The 26398-nt window shown below is 62.0% G+C and carries 2 protein-coding genes (1 of these 2 only partly in view); both read right to left on the reverse strand.

All coding sequences use genetic code 11. The features are described 5' to 3' along the window. Window positions 1–650, reverse strand: partial view of a syringopeptin non-ribosomal peptide synthetase SypB gene (sypB, locus tag JOE29_RS11560; RefSeq protein WP_210079525.1) — the 5' end (the start) only. 15751 nt of this gene lie to the left of the window's left edge; 650 of the gene's 16401 nt are visible here — the first part of the coding sequence; it begins with the start codon at window positions 648–650; the stop codon falls past the left edge of the window. Beyond that, complete coding sequence (sypA, locus tag JOE29_RS11565) at window positions 647–26347, reverse strand: syringopeptin non-ribosomal peptide synthetase SypA (RefSeq protein WP_210079526.1); 25701 nt, start codon at window positions 26345–26347, stop codon at window positions 647–649. The genes sypB and sypA overlap by 4 nt, the downstream gene beginning before the upstream one ends. Between the last annotated feature and the right edge of the window lie 51 nt (window positions 26348–26398).

Consider the following 26398-nt stretch of genomic DNA (forward strand, 5'->3'; position numbering starts at 1 on the left):
AGGCGGTAATGCCGTGGGTCGAAGCGTTGTTGCAATTGCTCGCTGGCGGGGCCGGCGGCAGGGTCAATGGTGATTTCGCTGAGCACCAGATCAGCCTTGCGCCACACCACTTGCACTGGCTCGTCCAGGCCTTCCCACACCACGCTGGTGCGCAGGATGTCGTGGCGGTTGATGACCTGCTGCAAGGCCGCGGTGAACTCGTCGAAACGTTCCCGGCTGGCAATCGTAAACTGTGCCTGCAGTACGTAAGGATCACCCTGTTCAGCGGCGATATGGTGATAAAGAATGCCTTCCTGCAACGACGCCAGCGGGTAGATATCCTGCACATTGGGCACGCCGCCAGGGACGCGGGCAACGATTGTTTCGATGGCTGCCTGGTCGAGTTCGATCAACGGCAACATGTCCGGGGTAATGCGCTCGCAGCCCGGCACAATCGCCTGGGCAGGAACGTCCACTTCATCGGCCTTGCCGCTGTAATACTCGCCGGCATTGATCAGTTCGATCAATGCCGCTTTGTTCTCGCGCAACATTGCCACCACAGAGGGTTCCATGAGGGACTGTCGCTTGCCGCTGACGAGCAGTTGGTCGCCCTTGACGGCAAGCTGCACGTCTTTCTCTTCCAGTAATGCCAACAGTTCAATCATGCTCACAGAACAATCTCCATTCTTTCCGTTGTAGCTGCGTATTCCGAGAGTGTCGGGTGCTTGAACAGCGACTTGACTTCAGCCTCCAGGCCTTCCTGTCGCATGCGTTCCATCAGGCTGACAGCGAGCAGAGAGTGGCCGCCCAGCTCGAAAAAGTGGTCATGCCGTCCAACCTGCGTGACACCCAGCAAGTCTTGCCAGATACCGGCGATCAGTATTTCTCGCTCACCTTGCGGGGCTTCATAGCCACGGCTGATCAATGCCCCCTCGCCCGGCGCGGGTAGCGCCTTGCGGTCGAGTTTGCCGTTGGGCGTGAGAGGCAATGCGTCGAGACGCACGTAAGCCACCGGGACCATGTAGGCCGGCAACTGCCCCAGCAGCCAGCCGCGCAAGCTGTCGATGTCCGGCGCAGTTTGCGCGGATTGGACCGTGTAATACGCCACCAGGCGTTTGTCGCCGGGGACGTCTTCGCGTGCAGTGACCACCGCATCCTGGACTGCTGGATGCCTGGCCAGGCATGCGTCGATCTCGCCCAGTTCGATACGGAAGCCACGAATCTTCACCTGATCGTCGTTGCGGCCCAGGTATTCGATATTGCCGTCTGGCAGGTAGCGACCGAGATCGCCGGTGCGGTACATGCGTGCCGCTGGCTGCGGGCTGAACGGATCCGCGAGGAAGCGTTCGGCAGTCAGATCGTCACGGTTCAGGTAGCCACGGGCCACGCCCGCGCCGCCAATGTAGATCTCACCCGCTACACCCAGTGGCACGGGTTGTTGCTGTTGGTCCAGCAAGTAAAACTGTGTATTGCCAACCGGCTTGCCGATGTGTGCAGCGAAGCCGTGTTCGCGATCCATCGCCACCCAGCTTGAGTACGTGGTGGTTTCCGACGGGCCATAGAGGTTGCACAGGCGCTGGACGCTGGTCTTTTCGAACAGGTTTTCCACCAGGCTGCGCTTGAGCGCTTCACCGGCGACGTTGACGGTATGCACGGACTCTGGCAGCGCGTTGATTTCCAGCAGCGCCTTCAGCGCCGACGGCACGGTGTTGATCAGGCCGATATCGTGTTCGCCGTGTTGCAGTTGCAGAACGTTGCTGACCACCTCGATGCTGCCCCCTGAGGTAAGCGGCGCGAAGCACTCGTAGACCGCGAGGTCGAAGTTCAGCGAGGTGGAGAACAGTGTTTTTTCCAGTGCAGCGCCGTCGAAAGCCGTGTGAGCCCAGCTCAGGAAGTTCACAGTGTTGCGGTGTTCGATCATCACGCCTTTCGGCAAGCCGGTAGAGCCCGAGGTGTAGATCAGGTAAGCCAAATGGGCCGAGGTCAGCCCCGCCACCTGTGGATTCCGCACCGATTCTTCTTGCCAGTTGTTCTGATCAAGATTGATCACCGGTACCGAAACGTCGGTCAGTAACGCTTCTGTCGCCGACTGTGCCAACACGGCAGCAGGCGTGCTGTCCTGCAGCATGTAAGCAATACGCTCTGCTGGATAAGCCGGGTCCAGTGGCACGTAACCACCGCCCGCCTTGAGGATCGCCAGCAAACCGACGACCATTTCCGCGCTGCGCTCTACACAGATCCCGACTCTGGAATCCGGCTGCACACCCTGCTTGCGCAAGGTATGCGCCAGGCGGTTGGCCTGCTCGTTAAGCTCGCGGTACGTCAGGCGCTGTTCGCCATGGACGACTGCCGGCGCTTCAGGTGTGCGCTCGACCTGTGCTTCGAACAGCCCATGAATGGTCTGTTCGTGCGGGCAATCCAGCGCCGTGTCGTTGAACCCCACCAGCAACTGCTCGCGCTCGGCAGCCGGCAGAATCGGCAGGCTCTCGAGGGCAGTATCTGGCGACTGCTCCAGCGCAACCAGCAGATTGTCCAACGCGGTCTGCATATAGCCGCAGACTCGCCCGGCGCCAACCTTGCCGGTCACCAGCACTGACAACCTGAAACCGTCGCCTTGATCATCGACGTTCAAGGTCAGCGGGTAGTTGGTGCGTTCCTCGCCACTCTGTACGTCGATGCCGCGCCAGGCCTCGATCGACTCAGCAGAGGGTTCGCCCACGCTGCTGTGGCGGTAGTTGAGCAGCGCGCTGAATAGTGGCAACGGTGCCGCCACGCCGCTGCAACGCTGCGCCAGCACCAACGGCGCGTGTTCATGGCCGAGCAGCGCGGTGAGTTGAGCATGGGTCGCCCGGACCCCGGCCTGCGCACCCTGCCCGGCCAGATCGACGCGCAGTGGCAACGTATTGATGAACATGCCCAACGCCCTTTCTGCGCCTTCACCACTCTGCATGCGGCCTATCAGCACGGTGCCGAATACCACAGATTGCCTGCCCGATACCTGGCTCAATACCTGAGCCCAAGCCAGATGGACCAGACTCGCGGCGCTTACCCCCAGCTGCCGGGCCTGGGCGCGCAGGCGCAGGTTTAATTGACGGTCCAGTGTCAGACTGCTTTCTTCAATGTCGCGGCCATCGCCCTGCACATCCAGCAGGCCGAATGGCAGCGTCGGTTCGTCGATATCACCGAGCTGTTCGCGGAAGAACGCTTCATGGTCTTCGCGGCTCACACCGAGGCGAGCCTGGGCCACATAGTTGCGATACGGAATGGCGACCTCGAGTTGGTCAGCCTGGCCCAGCAGGTGTGCCTGCATGTCGTGGAGCACAACCTCCAGCGCCGTATGGTCGAGGACCATGTGATGGAACAGCAGAATCGCCGCCCACCGCTGGTTGGGCTGATCTTCGGCAAAAACCAGCCGTAGCAGCGGTGCCTGGCTCATGTCCAATCGCGAATGGCGAGGGTCGAAGCGCTGTTGCAGCTGCGCCATGATCGGCCCTTCAAGCGGGTCGAGTTCGACCTGCTCCACAGGCAGACGGGCCTGACGACAGACCACCTGCACCGGTGTTTCCAGGCCCTGCCACTGCACCGCAGTGCGCAGGATGTCGTGGCGATCAACCACGCTTTGCAAGGCGCCGACAAAGGCGTTCAAGCGCGCACGGTCAGCAATCTCAAACACCGATTGCAGGACGTACGGGTCGCCTGCGTCTGCCGCCAGATGGTGATAGAGAATCCCCTCCTGCAACGGCGCCAACGGGTAGATGTCCTGCACATTCGCCACGCCGCCAGGCACGCTGGCGACAATAAGGTCGATGGCGGCCTGATCGAGATCAGCCAGCGGCAGCATCTCCGGCGTGATGCGCGTGCAATTGTCCGGGATAGCATTTTCCGGGACTGTTATTTCATTTCCGCCACCCACCGCCGCAGCCAGTGCGGCCAGCGTCGGCTGTGTGAACAGGGTGCGAATATCGGCATCGAGCCCCTGGCGCCGCATCTGTGCAATCAGATTGACAGCCAGCAGCGAGTGACCGCCGAGCTCAAAGAAGTGGTCATGACGCCCCACCCGCTCGACGTGCAGCAGTGAACTCCAGATCTCGGCCACAGCCGTTTCCACCACCCCTTGAGGTGCTTCGTACTCACGATCAGGAAGCGCTTCGCGATCCGGCAATGGCAAGGCCTTGCGGTCGACCTTGCCATTGGCGGTCAGCGGCCAGGCGTCCAGACGTACGAAGGCGCTGGGCACCATGTAGCCCGGCAGCACTGCCAGCAAGGCAGCGCGCAGTTCGGACACCGGCATCGACAGCGAACCGTCGCGCTCGATGAAATATGCCGCCAGCCTTGGCTGGCCCGGCTCGTCCTCACGGGCCAGCACCAGCGCTTCTTCAATGCCCGGCAATTGGCTGAGCTGCGCTTCGATCTCGCCCAGTTCAACGCGTAAGCCGCGGATTTTCACCTGATCATCGTTACGCCCCAAGTAGTCGAGAGTGCCATCGGCATTCCAGCGTGCCAGGTCGCCGGTGCGGTACATCCGTGCGTCGGCGCCGGCGTGGAACGGATCACGCAGGAAACGCTCGGCGGTCATCTCCGGCCGATTCAGATAGCCCCGCGCCACGCCTTCCCCGGCGACGTACAGCTCGCCCGCCACCCCCAGCGGCACCAGTTGTTGATGCTCGTCGAGCAGGTACACACGGGTGTTGGCAATCGGTGTGCCGATGTCGAGGCTGCCGTCGGGCAGCAAGCGCCCCGACGTGGCGACCACCGTGGCCTCGGTCGGGCCGTAGTTGTTGATGACGGCAAAACCCGGATCGCGCTGGAACTGGCGCAAGCGGTCGCCACCGATCAACAGCGTGCGCAAGGTGGGGTGAGACAAATTGCGGCTGAAGGCGTACTCGGCGACCGGTGTTGGCAGGAAGGCCACCTGCAGCGGCTGGGCAACCCACCAATCAAGCAGCGCATCGATGTGTTCATTGCTCACCTCCGCAGGCGGCAGGTGCAGGGTTGCCCCGGCACACAGCGCGGGCCAGACTTCCCAGGCCATGGCGTCGAAGCCGAAGCCCGCGACACTGGCGGTATGGTTGCCAGCCTGGAGATCGAAGGTCTGGCAATGCCAGTCGATCAGGTTGCCGAGGGTGCGGTGCTCGACCATCACGCCCTTTGGCTGGCCTGTGGAGCCGGAGGTGTAGATCACGTAAGCCAGATGTGTGGCGTTGAGCCCGGCCACCTGCGGGTTGTCCAGGCGTTGCGGCCATTCAGGCCGGTCGAAGGCGATGACCGGTGCAGCCGTTTCCGGCACACGGCTCATCAGGGCCTGCTGGGTCAGCAGCACTTTGGGTGCGCTGTCGGTCAGCAGATAGGCAATGCGCTCGTCAGGGTGCGACGGATCAACCGGGATGTAGCCGGCGCCGGCCTTGAGCACGGCGAGCATGGCCACCAGCGTGTCCAGGCCGCGACGGGCCATGACCGCCACACGATCATCAATACTTACGCCGAGGCTGATCAGGTGATGGGCCAGTGCGTTGGCGCGATGGTTCAACTCGCCGTAGTGCAGGCACTGTTCGCCCACCTGAGCCGCCACACTTTCGGGCGCGCTGGCCGCCCGGGCTTCGATCATGGCGTGCACGGTCTGCTCATCATTAACCTGCGCCAGCGCCGTCGTGTTGAGCGTTTCCAGCAGGTAACGGCGTTCCTCTTTGCCGACCAGCGTGATGCGATCAAGGTGCGTCTGCTCATCATTCGCCAGGGTTTCGAGGACTTGCACGAAATAGCCGAGATACCGTTGCGCGGTCGCTTCGTCGAACAGCGCCGTGGCGTAGTCCAGCGTACCGACCAGCGTCTCGCCCTGCTCGCTCAGGTTCAGCGAAAGGTCGAATTTGGACACCTGACTGACCTGCTCGATCGGCACCACTCGCAGGTCGCCCAGCGACGCGGCGGCGTGTTTGCCGGGCATCCAGTTCAGCGTGTTCTGGAACAAAGGGGGATGAGCCAGGCTGCGCGTCGGACGAACCACTTCAACGACCTGCTCGAACGGCAGGTCCTGATGTTCCTGTGCTTCCAGTACGCGCGTCTTGACCTGGGCCAGCAGCGCTTCGCCGCTCGGATTGCCCGATGTGTCGATGCGTACCGCCAGAGTGTTGACGAACAGGCCAACCAGGTCTTCCAGTTCGCTACGGCCTCGCCCTGCCACCGGGCTGCCAATCACCACTTCGCCCTGACCGGAAAGACGTGTAAGTGTCGTCGCCCAGGCGGTCATCAGCGCCATGTACAACGTAATGCCCTGACGTTGCGCCAGTTGACGCAGATCTGCCGTCAGACGTGCGTTCAGTTGCATCGCAAGGCTGGCTCCGGCGAAGTCCTGCTGCGCCGGACGCGGCCGGTCAGTTGGCAACGTGAGCAGCGTCGGCGCGCCCTCCAGTGCCTGACGCCAGTAGGCCGCCTGGTGCTGCAGACGCTCGCCCGATAGCCAGCGACGTTGCCATACTGCGTAATCGGTGTACTGGATCGCCAGCGGCGGCAGTGGGTCGGACTGTCCCTGACAGAGCGCCGGGTACAGCGCCAGCAGTTCCTGGCTCAGCACGCCCATCGACCAGCCATCGGCGACGATATGGTGCACAGTCAGCAGCAGCACATGACGGTCGTCGGCCACATGCAGCAGATGAGCGCGAATCAGTGGGCCGTCAGCCAGATTGAACGGTGCGACCGCCTCGACCCGAATAGCCTCTTGCAGGCGATGGGGCACATGGCGAATGTCTTCGACAGACAGTGTTGCGTCTGCGCAGGTAGGCGCGAACAGCACCTGCGCAACGCCTTCGCGGCTCACGAATCGGCTACGCAAGGTTTCATGGCGTTCGACGATGCGTGCCAAGGCTCGTGTCAGGGCGGTGACGTCGAGAGTACCCTCAAGGCTCAGCGCCATCGGGATGTTATAGGCTTGGTTACCGCCGTCCATCTGTGCCAGGAACCACAACCGTTGCTGTGCGAAGGACAATGGCATTGGCTGATCACGCTTCACCGGCAGGATCGCTGTCAGCTCACTGCGCGCCACGCCACCCAGCGCTGCGGCCACCGCTGCCAGTTCACCGCGGGCGAACAGCTCGCCCAGCGGCAATTCCACGCCCAGTTGCAGGCGCACTTGAGACACCATGCGCATGGCCAGCAGGGAGTGCCCGCCCAGATCAAAGAAGTTGTCGTTACGGCCAATCCGCTCGACCTGCAGCACCTCGGCCCAGATCTCGGCCAGCGCCACTTCGACTTCGCCTTGCGGTGCTTCGTAACCACGACTGATCAGCGATTGCGCATCCGGCACTGGCAGTGCCTTGCGGTCGAGCTTGCCGTTGGCGGTCAGCGGCAGCGCATCGAGCTGCACGTAGGCTGCCGGCACCATGTACTCCGGTAACAAGCCTTGCAGGTGGCTGCGCAGGTGTTCGATGTCGAGCACGGTTTCAGGCTGTCGCGCCGTGACATAGGCCACCAGACGCTTGTCACCAGGCACATCCTGACGGCACAGCACCACGGCTTCGCGTACATCGGCGTGTTCGGCCAGGCGTACTTCGATTTCACCCAATTCAACACGGAAACCACGGATTTTCACTTGATCGTCATTGCGACCCAGGTATTCCAGATTCCCGTCAGCACGCCAGCGAACCAGGTCGCCAGTTCGGTACAAGCGCGCCTGCGGGTCGCTGTCGAACGGGTCGGCGACGAATGTCTCAACGGTCAGTTCATCCCGATTCAGATAACCCTTGGCGACACCCTGCCCACCGATGAACAGCTCGCCGGGCACGCCCAACGGCACCGGTTGGCCTTGGCCATCGAGCACATACAGGCGGCTGTTGCCCACGGGCTTGCCAATAGGAATCGAGCCATTGCCGACCGACGTAATCTCGTAGGTCGCAGAGAAGGTCGTGGCTTCAGTCGGGCCATAGCCGTTGAGCAGATGCTGTGGAGGACTGTTGGCCAGCACCCGGCCAATAACGGCAGGGTCCAGCACATCGCCGCCGACAATCAGGTAGCGCAGGCGCGAAAAGGCCTCGCCCAGCCCCGAAGCGTATTGATGGAACAGCCCGGCGGTCATCCACAGCACGGTTACCGATTGCTCCAGCAACAGGCGCTGGAAATCGCGCGGGGACAGCAAGTCGCTCTGCCCGATCACCACCACGCAGCCGCCATTGAGCAGCGGCGCCCAGACATCCAGCGTACTGGCATCAAACGCAGGGTTGGAGGCAAACGCTACGCGATCCTGTGCATTGAAATCGGCGTAACCGTTGTTGATCACCAGCCGGCTGATGGCCCGATGCGGCACCAGCACACCTTTCGGCGTGCCGGTGGAGCCGGAGGTGTACATGATATAAGCGACGCTTTCGCTGGACTGCGGCAATGCCAGATCAGTGTCTTTCCGGCCGTCCAGCTTCAGGTTGTCGAGGTCAACACGCTGCGCAGCGGTTGTCAGCAACACTTGGCTGTGGGTCAGCAGAATACGCGCCTGACTGTCTTCGATCATGAACGTCTGACGTTCGACCGGTGCATTGATGTCCAGCGGTATGTACACCGCCGCGCACTTGAGCACCGCCAGCTGGCTGGCTAGCAGGTCGAGGCCGCGTTCCAGCAGGATCGCCACGCTGTCACCCGGCTGCACACCGAGCCCCAGCAGATGCCGCGCCAGGCGATTGGCCCGGGTGTTGAGTTCGGCATAGCTCATGGCCACGCCATCGTGGATCGCCGCGCAAGCTTCAGGGCACGCACGCACCTGGGCTTCGAACAGGCCGTGCACGGTCTGCTGCTGTGGGTAGTCCAGCGCGGTGTCGTTGAACGCCACCAGCAGTTGCTGCCGTTCGGCTTCCGGCACTACCGATAAGTCGCAAACGGCTGAATTCGGCGCGGATTCAAGGGCCTCGACCAGACGGCTCAAGGCGGTCTGCATATAAACGCAGATGCGCCGGGCATCGACACCGGCCACAGCTTGCACATTCAGGCTGAAACCCGTACCCAGGTCATCTACGTTCAGAATTAACGGATAGTTGGTGCGCTCTTCACTGCTCAGAGTATGAATACCGGTCCAGGCTTGGACCGCCTGCTCGGACACGCTGCCAACCGCACTGTGGCGGTAGTTGAGCAAGGCGCTGAAAAGCGGCATTGGTGCGCAAACACCGCTGCACCGCTGGGCCAACACCAGCGGTGCATGCTCGTGACCGAGCAAAGCCGTGAGTCGCTCGTGAGTCGCTTTTAAACCCTGGACTACCGTTATCGCGCCGACATCCACGCGCAGCGGCAACGTATTGATGAACATGCCCAAGGCGCGATCGGCGCCCTCGCCGGCTTGCATTCGGCCCATCAACACCGTACCGAACACTACGTCACGCTTGCTCGACACCGTGCCAAGCACCTGGCCCCAGGCCAGATGTACCAGGCTGGCTGCGCTCACCCCTCGTTGCCGGGCATGAGTCCGCAGACGCAGATTCAGTTGAGGGGCCAGCGCTAAACTGGCTTCCTTGATGTGGCGCCCATCGCCCTGCACATCCTGCAGGCCGAACGGCAGGGTCGGCTGGTCGATATCGCCCAGCATGTCGCGGAAGAACGTTTCGTGATCGGCCTGGCTGACACCCAGGCGTGCCTGGGCCACATAGTTGCGGTATGGCACAGGCACCGACGCTGCCAAGGCTTCGGCCTCGCCGAGCAGACAGCTCTGTATTTCGTGCTTCACCACCTCCAGCGCGGCGTGGTCCAGGGCCATGTGATGAAACAGCAACATCGCGCAAATCCGCTGGTTGAGCGGATCTTCGGCATAGGCCACGCGCATCAAGGGTGCCTGACCGATGTCCAGGCGGTAGTGACGCGGGTCGAAACGGCTATGCAGTTGCTCTGCGATATCACCGTTTGCCGGATCCAGTTCAAGCGCTTCAAGGGGCAACCGGGCTTTACGCCAGACCACCTGTAACGGGGAGTCAAGACCTTGCCACACCACGCTGGTGCGCAGAATGTCGTGACGATCAATGACTATCTGCAGCGCTCGAACGAAAGCGTCCATGCGCTCCCGGTCATCGAAGGCGAAATGAGCCTGCAACACATAGGGGTCGCCGATTTCGGCTGCCATGTGGTGATACAGAATGCCTTCCTGCAACGGTGCCAGCGGGTAGATGTCCTGCACATTCGCAACGCCGCCTGGCACGGTGGCAACTACCTGATCGATCTGCAACTGAGTCAGGTTGGCCAGAGGAAGAAGCTCGGGCGTGATGCGGTGGCAATCCTCGGTGATCAGATTGGCTGGCACCACGATGCCCGTGCTACCACCGATTGCTGCTGCCAGTGCAGCCAGCGTCGGCTGGCCGAACAGCACTCGCACGTCGGCGCTCAGGCCCAACTGACGCATGTGTCCGATCAGACTGACGGCCAGCAGCGAATGACCGCCCAGTTCGAAGAAGTTATCGTGACGACCGACCTGCTCGACGCCCAGCAACTCTTGCCAGATAGCCGCGATCTGCGTTTCGATTTCGCCTTGTGGGGCTTCGTAGCCACGGCTGATCAGCGAGCCACTTTCCGGGGCTGGCAGCGCTTTGCGGTCCAGCTTGCCGTTGGGCGTCAGCGGCAGTTCGGCCAATGCCACGTAAGCCACGGGAACCATGTACTCAGGCAGCTTTTCCTGCAAATGGCTGCGCAGGCTTTCGATGTCCACCAGGTCGTGCCCGGCTGCCAGGGTGTAATACGCCACCAGGCGTTTGTCACCGGGAATGTCTTCGCGAGCGGTGACCACCGCTTCGTGGACGGCCGGGTGTTTGGCCAGGCGCGCATCGATCTCGCCCAGTTCGATACGGAAACCGCGAATTTTCACCTGATCGTCGTTACGGCCCAGGTATTCGATATTGCCGTCTTGCAGGTAGCGGCCAAGGTCGCCAGTACGGTACATGCGTGCCGCCGGGTTTTGGCTGAACGGGTCGTTCAGGAAGCGCTCGGCCGTGAGGTCGTCGCGGTTCAGATAGCCTCGTGCCACGCCCGCGCCACCGATGTAGATTTCACCCGAAATACCCATTGGCACGGGCTGTCGTTGCTCATCCAGCAGGTAAAACTGCGTATTACCGACCGGTTTACCAATGTGCGCAGCGAAACCGTGTTCGCGATCCATCGCTACCCAGCTTGAGTAGGTAGTTGTTTCCGAAGGGCCGTAGAGATTGCACAGACGCTGAACACCAGTCTTCTCGAACAGCGATTCAACCAGGCTGCGCTTGAGCGCTTCACCGGCTACGTTCACCGTGTGAACCGATTCTGGTAAGCCGTTAACATCCAGCAGCGCTTTAAGCGCCGACGGTACGGTATTGATCAGGCCGATATCGTGTTCGCCGTGTTGCAGTTCCAGCACGTTCTTGACCACTTCGATGCTGCCGCCCGATGTCAGCGGCGCAAAGCACTCGTAGACGGCCAGGTCGAAGTTCAGCGAGGTGGAGAACAGCGTTTTTTCCAGTGCCGAGTTGTTTGTGCCAGCATCGAAAGCCGCGTGCGCCCAGGTCAGGAAGTTAACCGTGTTGCGGTGCTCGATCATCACGCCTTTCGGCAGGCCGGTGGAGCCCGATGTGTAGATCAGGTACGCCAGGTGCGCCGAAGTCAGTCCCGCCACCTGCGGATTCTGGACGGATTCGTCCTGCCAATCGCTCAGATCAAGATTGATGACAGGCACCGAAACGTCTGCTAGCAAGCCCTGAGTAGCTGTTTGAACCAAAACTGCCGCCGGAGCGCTGTCCTGCAACATGTAAGCAATACGTTCTACCGGATACGCCGGATCGAGCGGCACATACCCGCCGCCCGCCTTGAGGATCGCCAGCAGGCCGACGACCATCTCGGCACTGCGTTCGACACAGATACCGACGCGCGAATCCGGCTGCACACCCTGCTTGCGCAAGGCATGCGCCAAGCGGTTGGCCTGCTCGTTAAGCTCGCGATAGGTCACACGCTGTTCGCCGTGAATCACCGCCAGCGCTTGCGGGGTGCGCTCGACCTGCGCTTCGAACAAACCATGGATGGTCTGCTGCTGCGGATAGTCCAGCGCCGTGTCGTTGAACCCCAGCAGCAACCGCTCACGCTCGTCGGCGGGCAGGATCGGCAGGCTCTTGAGAGCAGTGTCTGGTGATTGTTCCAGCGCAATAAGCAGATTTTCCAGCGCGGTCTGCACATACCCGCAGACGCGTCCGGCGCCAACCTTGCCGGTCACCAGTACCGACATGCTTAAACTGTCCCCACGGTCATCGACGTTCAAGGTCAACGGGTAGTTGGTACGTTCCCCGCTGCTGAGTATGTCGATACCGCGCCAGGCCTCGATCGACTCGTTGGAGGGTTCGGCGACGCTGCTGTGGCGGTAGTTGAGCAGCGCGCTGAACAGTGGCAACGGTGCCGCCACGCCGCTGCAACGCTGCGCCAGCACCAACGGCGCGTGTTCGTGGCCGAGTAACGCAGTGAGTCGGGCATGGGTCGCCCGTACCCCTTCCCGTGCACCCTTCCCGTCCAGATCGACGCGCAGCGGCAAGGTGTTGATGAACATGCCCAGCGCCCGATCTGCGCCTTCGCCACCTTGCATGCGGCCCATCAGTACGGTGCCGAACACCACGGTGTGCCTGCCCGATACCTGGCTCAGTACCTGAGCCCACGCCAGGTGCACCAGACTCGCGACGCTTACCCCCAATTGCCGTGCCTGAGCGCGCAGGCGCAGAGTCAACTGACGGTCCAGAATCAGGTTGCTGTCTTCAATGTCGTGGCCATCACCCTGCACATCCAGCAGGCCGAACGGCAGCGTCGGTTCGTCAATGTCGCCGAGCAGCTCGCGAAAAAACGCCTCATGGGCCTCGTGGCTTACGCCCAGGCGTGCCTGGGCCACATAATTGCGATACGGCACGGGTGCCGCCGCCAAGGTGTCAGCCTTGCCCGCCAGCCAGGCTTGCATTTCGTGCTTCACCACTTCCAGCGCCACGTGGTCCAGTGCCATGTGATGGAACAGCAGCATCGCGCAGATGCGCTGGCTGAGCGGGTCTTCGGCATAAGCCACGCGCATCAGCGGCGCCTGACCGATGTCCAGGCGGTAGTGTCGCGGGTCGAAGCGGCTGTGCAGTTGCGCACCGATATCGCCGTCTGCCGGATCAAGCTCAAGCGCGTCAAGGTGCAACCGGGCCTGACGCCAGACCACTTGCACCGGTGACTCCAGACCGTCCCATACCACGCTGGTGCGCAGAATGTCGTGATGGTCGATGACCCTCTGCAAGGCCTGAACGAAAGCGTTCAGGCGCTCGCGGTCAGCAAAGGCAAACTGCGTCTGTAACACATAAGGGTCGCCGATTTCGGCGGCCAGATGGTGATAGAGAATGCCTTCCTGCAGCGGTGCCAGCGGGTAAATATCCTGCACATTCGCCACACCGCCGGGCACGCTGGCGACAATGAGGTCAATGGCGGCCTGACCGAGATCGGCGAGCGGCAGCATCTCCGGCGTGATGCGCATGCAGTCGTCCGGAATAGCATTTTCGGGGACCGTTACTTCAATTCCGCCACCTATCGCTGCAGCCAGTGCGGCGAGGGTCGGCTGGCTGAACAGTACACGAACGTCTGCGCTCAAGCCGGCCTGGCGCATACGCTCGATCAGGCTGACGGCCAGCAGCGAATGCCCGCCAAGCTCAAAGAAATGATCATGTCGACCGACTTGCTCAACCTGGAGCAATTCGGCCCAGATGGTCGCCAGGAGGTTTTCCACTTCACCTTGCGGCGCTTCGTAGCCACGACTGATCAATGCCTGCGCATCCGGTTCGGGTAGCGCTTTACGGTCAAGTTTGCCGTTGGTTGTCAGCGGTAGTGCATCGAGGCGCACATAGGCCACTGGCACCATATAGTCCGGCAGACGAGTTTGCAGATGACTGCGCAGTGTCTCGATTTCCGGTGTTCGCTGGGCCTCGCGCACAGTGAAATAGGCCACCAGGCGTTTTTCTCCTGCGTCTTGTCGCACCAGCAGTGCTACCTCGTGTACCGCAGGGTGCGTGGCCAGAACGGCCTCGATTTCACTCAGTTCAATACGGAATCCACGAATTTTCACCTGGTCATCGTTACGGCCCAGGTATTCGATATTGCCGTCTGGCAGATAACGGCCCAAGTCACCGGTGCGGTACATCCGTGCCGCTGGCTGCTGGCTGAACGGGTCCTTGAGGAAGCGTTCGGCGGTCAGTTCGTCACGGTTCAGGTAGCCCCGCGCCACACCGGCGCCGCCGATGTAGATCTCGCCCACAACGCCCAGTGGCACGGGCTGTTGCTGTTCGTCCAGCAGGTAAAACTGCGTATTGCCAACCGGTTTGCCGATATGAGGAGCGAAACCGTCTTCGCGATTCATCGCTACCCAGCTTGAGTACGTGGTGGTTTCCGACGGGCCGTAGAGGTTGCACAGGCGCTGCACGCCAGTCTTCTCGAACAGCGATTCCACCAGGCTGCGCTTGAGGGCTTCCCCGGCCACGTTCACGGTGTGGACCGACGTCGGCAGTCCTTCTACATCCAGCAAGGTCTTGAGCGCCGACGGCACGGTGTTGATCAGGCCGATATCAAGTTCGCCGTGTTGCAGTTCCAGAATATTTTTAACCACCTCGATCCTGCCGCCCGAGGTGAGTGGCGCAAGGCACTCGTAGACGGCGAGGTCGAAGTTCAGCGAGGTGGAAAACAGTGTTTTTTCCAGCACAGAAGCGTCGAAGGCTGCGTGCGCCCAGGTCAGGAAGTTCACGGTGTTGCGGTGTTCGATCATCACGCCTTTCGGCAAGCCGGTCGAACCCGAGGTGTAGATCAGGTAGGCCAGATGTGCGGAAGTCAGCCCCGGTACCTGCGGATTCTGGACGGATTCGTCCTGCCAATCGCTCAGATCAAGATTGATCACAGGCACTGAAACGTCGGCCAGCAAGCCCTGAGTAGCGGTTTGAGCCAGCACGGCTGCCGGAGCGCTGTCCTGCAACATATAAGCAATACGTTCCGCTGGATACGCCGGGTCGAGCGGCACGTAACCACCGCCCGCCTTGAGGATCGCCAGTAAACCGATGACCATTTCCGCGCTGCGGTCTACACAGATCCCGACGCGAGAATCTGGCTGAACACCCCGCTTGCGCAAAGCATGTGCCAGGCGGTTGGCCTGCTCGTTAAGCTCGCGATACGTCAGGCGCTGTTCGCCGTGCAGCACTGCCAGCGCTTCCGGTGTGCGCTCGACCTGTGCTTCAAACAGCCCGTGAATGGTCTGCTGCTGCGGATAATCCAGGGCTGTGTCGTTGAACTGCACCAGCAACTGCTCGCTCTCGGTAGCCGGCAGGATCGGCAAGCTGTTGACGGCGGTGTCCGGTGACTGCTCAAGCGCATCCACCAGATGCTCCAGCACGGTCTGCATGTAACCGCAGACCCGTTTGGCACCCACGGCGCTGCTGACCAGTACTTTCAGGTTGAAGCCTTCACCGAAGTCATCGACATTCAAGGTCAACGGGTAGTTGGTTCGGTCCTTGGCGCCATAGGACTCGATCCCGTCCCAAGAGCTTGAGATTTCTGCCGCAACATCGTTCACGCCGCTGTGCCGGTAGTTCAGCAGCGCGCTGAACAGTGGTGTCGGTGCCGCCACGCCGCTGCACCGCTGGGCGAGCACCAACGGCGCGTGTTCGTGGCCCAGCAAAGCCGTCAGTTGCTCGTGGGTCGCTTTCAAGCCCTCGATCACCGTTCTCGCGCCGATATCGATGCGCAGCGGCAAGGTGTTGATAAACATGCCCAATGAGCGGTCAGCACCCTCACCGGCCTGCATACGGCCCAGCAGTACCGTGCCGAACACCACCTGTTCACGGGCCGAGACACTGCCGAGCACCCGCGCCCACGCCAGGTGCATCAGGCTCGCGGCGCTGACGCCCGCCTGTCGGGCCTGAGCCCGCAAACGCAGGTTCAGTTCAGCGGGCAGGATCACGCTGGCTTCTTCGATGTCACGACCGCCGTCCTGCACATCCTGCAAACCGAATGGCAGCGTCGGCTCGTCGATGTCACCGAGCATCTCGCGGAAAAACGCTTCGTGCTGCGCCTCGCTGACCCCCAGGCGGGCCTGGGCCACGTAGTTGCGATACGGCACGCTCTGACCCAGAGCCGCACCCTGACCGAGCAGGTGTGCCTGAATTTCATGCAGCACCACGTACAGCGAGGTGGCGTCGTTGACCAGGTGATGAAACAGCAGCATCGCCAGCCAGCGATCATTAAGCGGATCATGGGTAAAGGCGATCTGCATCAAGGGCGCTTGACGTACGTCGAGGCGGTAATGCCGAGGATCGAAGCGCTCGTGCAACTGCTCGTCCAGCGGGCCGTCTGTCGGGTCGAGGTCCACCTCGGTGACGTGTATTTGAGCCTGACGCAGCACCACTTGTACCGGTTCATCGAGACCTTCCCACAGCACGGCGGTGCGCAGGATATCGTGACGGTTGATTACCTCTTGCAAGGCATGGCTGAAATCGTCCAGTCGTGCACGGTCGCGAAGACCGAACAAAGCTTTCAGGGTGTACGGATCGCCCTGATCGGCACTGATGTGGTGATAGAGAATGCCCGCCTGCAAAGGTGCCAGCGGGTAAATATCCTGCACGTTAGCGGCACCGCCGGGCACATGCTTCACGACGCGGTCGATCTGCGCCTGGCTCAGGCTGATCAGCGGCAACAGTTCAGGGGTGATGTATTCACAATGTTCGGGAATCAGATTGGCCGGCACCACGACTTCCGAGCCACCACCGACAGCAGCTGCCAGCGCCGCCACGGTCGGCTGGCTGAACAGGACGCGAACGTCGGCACTCAGGCCGACCTGGCGCATGCGTTCGATCAGCGTCACTGCCAGCAGCGAGTGGCCACCCAATTCGAAGAAGTGATCATGGCGACCGACCTGTTCGACCTTGAGCACGTCAGCCCAAATTGAGGCCAGCAGGGTTTCGAGCTCGCCTTGCGGTGCTTCGTAACCATGGCTGATCAGCGACTGTGCGTCCGGCGCTGGCAGCGCCTTGCGATCGAGCTTGCCGTTCGCAGTTAGCGGCAGCGCATCGAGCTGCACGTAAGCTGCCGGCACCATATAGTCCGGCAATGTGCCTTGCAGGTGGCTGCGCAGAAACTCAATATCGAGCACGGTTTCGGGCTGCCGCGCCGTGACATAGGCCACCAGACGCTTGTCGCCGGGCACGTCTTCGCGGGCCATGACCACGGCTTCGCGTACATTGGCGTGTTCGGCCAGACGTGCTTCGATTTCACCCAGCTCCACGCGCAAGCCGCGGATTTTCACCTGATCATCGTTGCGCCCCAAGTAGTCGAGAGTGCCATCGGCATTCCAGCGTGCCAGGTCGCCGGTGCGGTACATCCGTGCGTCGGCGTGGAACGGATCACGCAAAAAGCGCTCGGCGGTCATCTCCGGCCGGTTCAGGTAACCCCGCGCCACGCCGTTTCCGGCCACATACAGCTCGCCCGCCACACCCAGCGGCACCAGTTGTTGATGTTCGTCGAGCAGGTACACACGGGTGTTGGCAATCGGTGTGCCGATGTCGAGGCTGCCGTCGGGCAGCAAGCGCCCCGACGTGGCGACCACCGTGGCCTCGGTCGGGCCGTAGTTGTTGATGACGGCAAAACCCGGATCGCGCTGGAACTGGCGCAAGCGGTCGCCACCGATCAACAGCGTGCGCAAGGTGGGGTGAGACAAATTGCGGCTGAAGGCGTACTCGGCGACCGGTGTTGGCAGGAAGGCCACCTGCAGCGGCTGGGCAACCCACCAATCAAGCAGCGCATCGATGTGTTCATTGCTCACCTCCGCAGGCGGCAGGTGCAGGGTTGCCCCGGCACACAGCGCGGGCCAGACTTCCCAGGCCATGGCGTCGAAGCCGAAGCCCGCGACACTGGCGGTATGGCCGCCAGCCTGCAGATCGAATGTTCGGCAATGCCAGTCGATCAGGTTGCCGAGGGTGCGGTGCTCGACCATCACGCCCTTTGGCTGGCCTGTGGACCCGGAGGTGTAGATCACGTAAGCCAGATGCGTGGCGTCGAGCCCGGCCACCTGCGGGTTGTCCAGGCGTTGCGGCCATTCAGGCCGGTCGAAGGCGATGACCGGTGCAGCCGTTTCCGGCACACGGCTGATCAGGGCCTGCTGAGTCAGCAGCACTTTGGGCGCGCTGTCGGTCAGCAGATAGGCAATGCGTTCGTCGGGGTGCGATGGATCGACCGGGACGTAGCCGGCGCCGGCCTTGAGCACGGCGAGCATGGCCACCAGCGTGTCCAGGCCGCGACGGGCCATGACCGCCACGCGATCATCGACACCGACGCCGAGGCTGATCAGGTGATGGGCCAGTGCGTTGGCGCGATGGTTCAACTCGCCGTAGTGCAGGCGATGCTCGCCCACCTGGGCTGCCACACCTTCAGGTGTGCTGGCCGCCCGGGCTTCGATCATGGCGTGCACGGTCTGCAGCCGTGGGTAGTCCTGCGCGGTGTCGTTGAACGCCAACAGCAGTTGTTGCCGCTCGGTTTCCGGCACCACCGGCAGATCGCAAACGGCTGAATCCGGGGCGGATTCAAGGGCCTCGACCAAGTGAATCAAGGCGGTCTGCATGTAATCGCAGACCCGCTGGCCATCGAAACCAGTTGCCACCTGCACGCTCAACAGGAAGCCTTCGCCTTGATCGTCCACCGACAGACTCAACGGGTAGTTGGTCCGCTCGCGGACGCCGAGCACCTGAGCATCCGCCCACCGCTCGCCACCGCTTGCTTCGCGCGCCGGGCTATGGCGGTAGTTGAGCAGCGCGCTGAACAGCGGCGACGTTGCGGAAACCGCGCTGCAACGTTGAGCCAGCACCAATGGTGCATGTTCGTGGCCGAGTAATGCAGTCAAACGATTATGGGTCAGGCGCACGGCCTGACGTACGCCGCCGATACCGACATCGACCCGCAGCGGCAAGGTATTGATGAACATCCCCAGCGCGCGGTCGGCGCCCAGGCCGCCTTGCATACGTCCCAGCAACACGGTGCCGAACACCACATCTTCACGTCCACTGGCGGCGCCCAGCACTCTTGCCCAGGCCAGGTGGTGCAGGCTTGCTGCGCTCACCCCCAGTTGCCGAGCCTGAGTGCGTAGACGTTGACACAGATCAGCCGGAAGATCATGGCGAACCTCCTTGACGCCCTGCCCGTCACCCTGCACCTCAAGCAGGCCGAACGGCAGGGTCGGTTCATCGACATCACCGAGCATCTCGCGGAAAAACGCTTCGTGTTGCTCGCGACTCACGCCCAGACGGGCCTGACCCACGTAATTCCGGTAAGGCATCGCCGGCGGCAGTTGCGCCGCAGTGCCTTGCAAGTGGGCGAGCATTTCTGCACTCATCACGTCCAGCGCGGTGTGGTCGAGGGCAATGTGGTGGAACAGCAGGATCGCCACCCAGCGGTGGTTCTCCGAGTCCTTGGCAAAGGCCAGGTGAATCAGCGGGGCCTGCCTGAGATCGAGGCGGCACTCGCGTGGATCAAAACGGCGTTGCAGCTCAGCGACGATATCGCCGCCGTCCGGGGCCAGGGTGATCTGCTCCATCGACAGCTCGACCCGGCGCAGAGCGACTTGCAACGGTTGCTCCAGATCCTCCCAGACCAGCGCCGTGCGCAGGATGTCATGGCGATCGATCATCGCCTGCAAGCCTTCGGCAAAACGTCGTACGTGCGCCGGGTTATGCAGGGCGAAGGTCGCTTGCAGCAGATACGGGTCGCCTTTTTCGGCCGCAATGTGGTGGTAAAGGATCCCTTCCTGCAACGGCGCCAGCGGGTAGATGTCTTGCACGTTCGCCGCGCCACCGGGAACGCCGGCGACGATGCGCTCGATACTCGCCTGGTCCAGCGTAGTGAGGGTCAGCATGTCCGGTGTGATGTGTGTGCAGCCCTCGGGAATGCCATTGGCGGGCACTTCGATCTCGATGCCGCCGCCCACCGCTGCCGCGAGTGCGGCAAGGGTCGGCTGGCCGAACAGGACGCGCACATCGGCGCTCAGGCCAGCCTGACGCATACGCTCAATCAGCTTCACCGCCAGCAGTGAATGACCGCCCAGTTCGAAGAAATGGTCCTGCCGACCGACCCGCTCCACACTCAGTACTTCGCACCAGAGCGCGGCCAGCGTGGTCTCGGTGTCGCCAAGCGGCGCCTGATAGTCGCGACTGGCGAAAGCATCGGCCAATGGCTGTGGCAACGCACGACGATCCAGTTTGCCATTGGGCGACACCGGCAGTTTTTCCAGGTGTACATAGGCTGCCGGGACCATGTAATCAGGCAGCAGAGCCTGTAAATGCAGGCGCATCTGGTCGGCCTGGGGCACAACCTGGCCGGCCTGCACGCTGAAATACGCCACCAGGCGCTTTTCACCTGGAACGTCCTCGCGGGCCAGCACTGCCGTATCGCGCAGGCCTGGATATTGACCAAGGCGTGCCTCGATTTCCCCCAGTTCGATACGAAAACCACGCACCTTGATCTGATCGTCGTTACGGCCCAGGTAAACAATCCTGCCGTCCGCCTGCCAGCAGGCAAGGTCGCCGGTCTTATACAGGCGCGCGTGTGGGTTGCCGACATCGTTGCTCGCAAACGGATCAGCGATAAAGCGTTCGGCGGTCAAGTCATCGCGGTTCAGGTAGCCACGGGCGACAGATGCGCCACCGATGTACAGTTCACCCGCGACGCCCACCGGCACCGGGCGCATGTGTTCGTCGAGCAGGTAGATGCGTGTATTGGCCACCGGCTGGCCGATGCTCGGCAAGGTCGGCCAGGCCTGTGGATCGCCATCGAGAGTCAGCGCCGTGACCACGTGGGACTCGGTCGGGCCGTAGTGATTATGCAGGCGGGCATCGCTCAGACGGGCGAATAACTGCCGCATCGGTTCGGTGATTCGCAGTTGTTCACCCGCAGTGATCACGTCCTGCAACAGGCACTCAGGCTGTTCAGGCTCGTCAACCACGGCCTCGGCCAATGCCTGCAGGGCAATACACGGCATGTACAGGCGTTCGATACGCTGTTCGCAGATATGCTCGAACAGGCGGCGGAAATTCAGACGGGTATCGCTGTGGATCAGCGACAATTCACCACCTGCGCACAAGGTGCTGAAGATTTCCTGAAAGGCCACATCAAAACCCAGCGCCGCGAACTGCAAGGTACGCTGCTTCGGGCGACGGTCCTCGACAGCCTGGGCAATCTGCCAATGCATCAGGTTGACCAGCGGCGCATGGTGCATGGCCACGCCTTTTGGCTGACCGGTAGAGCCCGAGGTGTAGATCAGGTACGCCAGGTGCTGCGCGCCAAGCCCTGCGAGCTGCGGGTTGGTTGCCGGCGCGCGGTCGATACCGCTCTCGGCGCGGGCCTCAGCTTCCAGCAGCAACACCGGCATGGCGGCCTGCGCAAAGCGCTCGCGCAAACCACGTTGGGTCAGCAGTATTTTCGGTGCGCTGTCCTCAAGCATGTAGGCCAGGCGTTCTTCAGGGTAAGAAGGGTCGAGTGGCACGTAGCCTGCGCCGGCCTTGAGAATGCCCACCAGGCCGGCGATCATTTCCAGACTGCGTTCCACACAGATCGCTACGCGGTCATCAGCGCCAACGCCTGCAGCGATCAACCGATGGGCAATCTGGTTGGCCCACTGATTGAGCTCGGCGTAGCTCAGCTGCTGGTCTTCGTAGGTGACCGCCACCGAATCGGGCTGCGCAGCCGCCTGGGCCTCGAACAGCTGGTGCAGCAAACGGTCTTGCGGGTAGGCGCTATCGAACGCGTTGAAGTCTTCCAGCAATTGGCGACGCTCGTGCGCCGGCAGCCAGTCGAGGCTGTGCAAGGGAGCATCGGGCCGGTTGTCCAGCGCGTCGGCCAGTTGCTCCAGCACCGTGTGCATGTAACCGCAGATGCGCCGGGCATCGATTCCGGCCACCGCCTGAACGGTCAGACCGAAGGATTCGCCGAGGTCGTCTACCGATAACGACAGTGGATAGTTGGTGCGTTCTTCACCGCCGAGTACCTCGACACCGCCCCAGAGTCTGGTCTGCCCCGCCTCTTGAGGTGTCTGGGCGCCGACCGCGACATGGCGGTAGTTCATCAGCGCACTGAATAATGGTGTCGGTGCCGCCACGCCGCTGCATCCCTGGGCCAGTGACAACGGTGCATGCTCATGACTGATCAACGCCGCCAACCGGGCGTGGGTGGTGCGCACTGCAGCCTCGATACCCTGCTCTCCGGCAGCGACGCGCAATGGCAAGGTATTGATAAACATGCCCAAGGCCCGCTCGGCGCCTTGACCACTGAGCAGGCGGCCCATCAGCACGGTACCGAACACCACATCCTGACGCCCCGACAGGCGCCCGACCACCTGGGCCCAGGCGAGGTGATGCAGGCTGGCATTACTGACGCCCAGGCGCCGCGCATGGGCGCGCAGACGTCCGGCCAGTTTCGGCTCAACCGGCAATAGCGCTTCGTCGACTCCGCTGCCGTCGCCTTGCACGTCTTGCAGGCCAAATGGCAGGGTCGGCTCGTCAACATCTGCGAGCATGTCGCGGAAAAACGCCTCATGCTCCTCGCGGCTCACGCTCAATCGCGCCTGAGCCACATGATTACGATACGGCACCGACGCGGGCAGATGTTCGCCGCGCCCCTGTCTGAACGCCTCGATCTCTGCGCCCAGCAAGGCCAGCGATGTGGCGTCGTCGATCAGGTGATGGAACAGCAGCACCGCAACCCAGCTTTGGTCGACGGGATCTTCGGCGTAGTGCAGGCGCATCATCGGGGCCTGATGCAGGTCCATGCGTATCCGCCGTGGATCGAACTGTGCCTGCAACTGGGCCGCAACATCCCCTTGATCCGGGTGCGGTAAAAACGCCTCGACCCGCAGCCGTGCCTGACGCCAGACCACCTGCACCGGCTCGTCGAGTTCTTCCCAGGCCACAGCCGTGCGCAGAATGTCGTGACGATCGATGACTTGCTGCAAGGCTTCCGTAAAGTCCAGCAACTGCTCGAAGCTATCGACCCGCAACAAGGCCTGCAACAGGTACGGATCACCCTCCTCATTCGCCAAATGGTGATAGAGGATGCCTTCCTGCAACGGCACCAGCCCATAGATATCCTGCACATTACTCACACCGCCCGGCACGCTGGCGACCACCCGGTCGATCTGGGCCTGGGTGAGCGCGGCCAGAGGCAGCATGTCCGGGGTAATGTGCCGGCAATAGGCGGGAATCTTATTGGTGGGCGCCTGCACCTCTGTGACCTTGCCGCTGGCTGCCGCCAGCGAGGCCAGGGTTGGCTGGCCGAACAGCACGCGCACGTCGGCATTCAGACCGATGTCGCGCATGCGTTCGATCAGTTTCACCGCGAGCATCGAATGCCCACCCAGCTCGAAGAACTGGTCATGGCGGCCTACCTGCTCGACGCCCAGCAACTCGGTCCACAACCCGGCCAGGCGGGTTTCCGTCAGCCCTTGCGGTGCCTCGTATTGACGCCGGGCATAAGCTTCGGCCGAGGGCAGCGGCAGTGCCTTGCGGTCGAGCTTGCCATTGGCGGTCAGCGGGAACGCCTGCAGACTGACAAAAGCGCTTGGCAGCATGTGCTCGGCCAGCGACAGGCGCAGCTGTTCACGCAAATAGGTAGCGTCGGGTTCCAGGTCTGCTGTGCCGATGACATACGCCACCAGACGCTTGTCGCCCGGTTCGTCTTCACGCACCACGACCACAGCTTCGCGCACGCCTTGGCAGGCGCTCAATTGAGCTTCGATCTCGCCCAGCTCGATACGGAAACCGCGAATCTTTACCTGCTCGTCGTTACGGCCCAGGTATTCCAGGCTGCCGTCCGGCAGCCAGCGGCCCAGATCGCCAGAGCGATACATCCGCGCGCCCGGTTCCGAAGCAAATGGATCATCGAGAAAGCGCGTCGCGTTCAATTCGTCGCGATTGAGGTAGCCACGGGCCACGCCTGCCCCGCCGACGTACAACTCGCCCACCGCACCCGGTGGCAGCGGATGGCCATAGGCATCCAGCAGATAAAGTTGCAGGTCGGGGATGCGCTTGCCAATCGGGCTGGCGCCGACACGCTGGGCGTCTTCAGGCTGCAACGGATAGTAGGTGACGTGCACGGTGGTTTCGGTAATGCCGTACATGTTGACCAGTTGCGTGTCAGCGTTCACGCTGCGTGCGTACCACGGCTTGAGCATCGCCGTATCCAGTGCTTCACCGCCGAAAATTACCTGGCGCAGCGAATGTGCCTGTTCCTTCTCTCCCTGGGCCGCAATCAGTTGGCGAAACGCACTCGGCGTCTGGTTGAGCACCGTAACACCTGCACTGCACAGCAGGTCGTGGAAGTCTTCAGGCGAACGGCTGACCAGTTGCGGCACGATCAGCAGACGTCCGCCGTGCAGCAGCGCGCCCCAGATTTCCCAGACTGAGAAGTCGAAGGCAAACGAGTGGAACAGCGCCCAAATATCCTGTTCATTGAAACCGAACCAGTCCCGGGTGGCCGAGAACAGTCGTGCAACGTTGCGATGCTCGACCATCACACCCTTGGGCAGGCCGGTGGAGCCGGAGGTGTAGATGACGTAGGCAAGGTCGCTGGGTTTGACCGTTACTTGCGGATTGCAGGCGCGTTCATCCTGCAAGTCGACATCGTCGAGATAGATCAGCGGTACATCCGACACCGGCAACGCCTGTTGTACTGATTGCTGGCTCAACAAGGCTACCGGCGCACTGTCGCCGAGTGTGTAGGCCAGACGCTCAAGCGGGTAAGCAGGGTCCAGCGGCACGTAACCGGCGCCGGATTTGAGGATCCCCAGCAAGCCGATAATCATTGCCGGGCCGCGTTCGACGCAGATCGCCACACGATCGTCCGGGCCTACACCCTGTGCCAGCAAACGATGCGCGACCTGGTTGGCACGCGCGTTGAGTCCGCCGTAGCTCAGGGTCTGCCCTTCGAACATCAGCGCGACGGCGTCTGGTCGCTCTGCGGCGCGGGCTTCAAACTGCTGGTGGATCGTCAGGTCTCCGGCGGAATATGGCTGGCCGGCATTCCACGTCTGAATCTGCAAGGTGTCAGTCTTGCTGATTAGCGAGAATTCATGCACCGGCAGTTGTTCGTTCGCCAGCCCCTGCTCCGTGACTTGCTGCAAGCGCTCGGCAAGCGGGACGATCTCGTCGTGCTGAAAATAGGCCTCGTTGTAGATGTAGTGCAGCCGCGATTCAGTGTCGCAAGCGTTGCTGCGCAGGTGGATGGCCAGCGGTGTCTGCTCGTGGTTGTTTGAACACTTGAAGGCGCGGGCGCTTGCCTGACCGAAGCGAAGCAGTTGGTTCTGGCGCTCATAAGAGAACGTCAGGTCGAACAATTGCGTACGCTCGGCACGGCGCAATTCCAGCAAGCTGTTAAGGTCGCTGACCGGAAACCGCTGGTGGCGGTAATCCTGCTTGACTGCCCGACAGATGCCCTGGACCAGTTCAGCGAACGGCAGGTCGGGACTGAATTTCAGACGCACTGAGCTGAGTTGGGTAAAAAGCCCCAGGGTTTTTTTGTAGCTGGCAGTGGAACGGTTGAGAATCGGCAAGCCGATGACCAGTTCATCACGCTGAAAGGCGCGGGTGAAGTACACGTACAGCACTGCCAGATGAACGTGGAACGACGAGGCGTTCAGTCGCAGGACCAGCTCCTCGACCTGCTGCTCCAGGCCACGGTCCATGCCGTAGCTGAGGTGGCCGCTGCGGCTCGTCGCCGGGTGCTGAATCCGAGCCTGGTGACGTGGCGCCAGCAATGGATCGGGGATGTCGCGGTATTTGTCCAGCCAATAGTCCTGATCGAGAGCAAAGCGTGGCGACTCGCGATACTGGCGGTCGTCCTCGATGAAATCGATATAGGACGGCGCCGCCAGATCGGGCACACGTTGATCGTGCAATACGCTGTAAAGCTCACTGACAGACGCACAGAGCCGGTCGATGCCCCAGCCATCGAGCGCAATGTGGTGGGCATGAATCACGAAGTAGAAACGCTGTGCTTCGAGCTTGAGCAAATGCACTCGGAACAGTGGTCCACCTTCCAGCTTGAACGGTTGTTCAAGCTGAGTCTGCATCCAGTGTTCGGCTGCCTGACGCGGGTCGTCCCGCCCTTGCAGGTCAAACGGTGTCACAAGCATCGGCATGCTCGTGGCGAAGGTCTGCATCGGCACGCCTTCCTCGTCCCGCTCTTCGAGCAGGACCATGCGCAGCGCATCATGCTTCTCGATCAACAGGTCCACGGCTCGCTGGAATATCCCGGAATCGAAGTGGCCGTCGATCTCCACGTAGCCGCCGATGTTGTATAGCGGCGAGTCGCCCTGGGTCATCTGGTCCAGCCAGATATTGCGTTGGGCAGCGGTCAGGACAAATGCCATACATTTCTTCTCGCAAAGGGTTGGCCTTGTCGCACGCAAGAGGCGGCGACA

The organism is Pseudomonas sp. PvP009 (assembly GCF_017832995.1).
GTDB classification, from domain to species: Bacteria; Pseudomonadota; Gammaproteobacteria; order Pseudomonadales; family Pseudomonadaceae; genus Aquipseudomonas; species Aquipseudomonas syringae.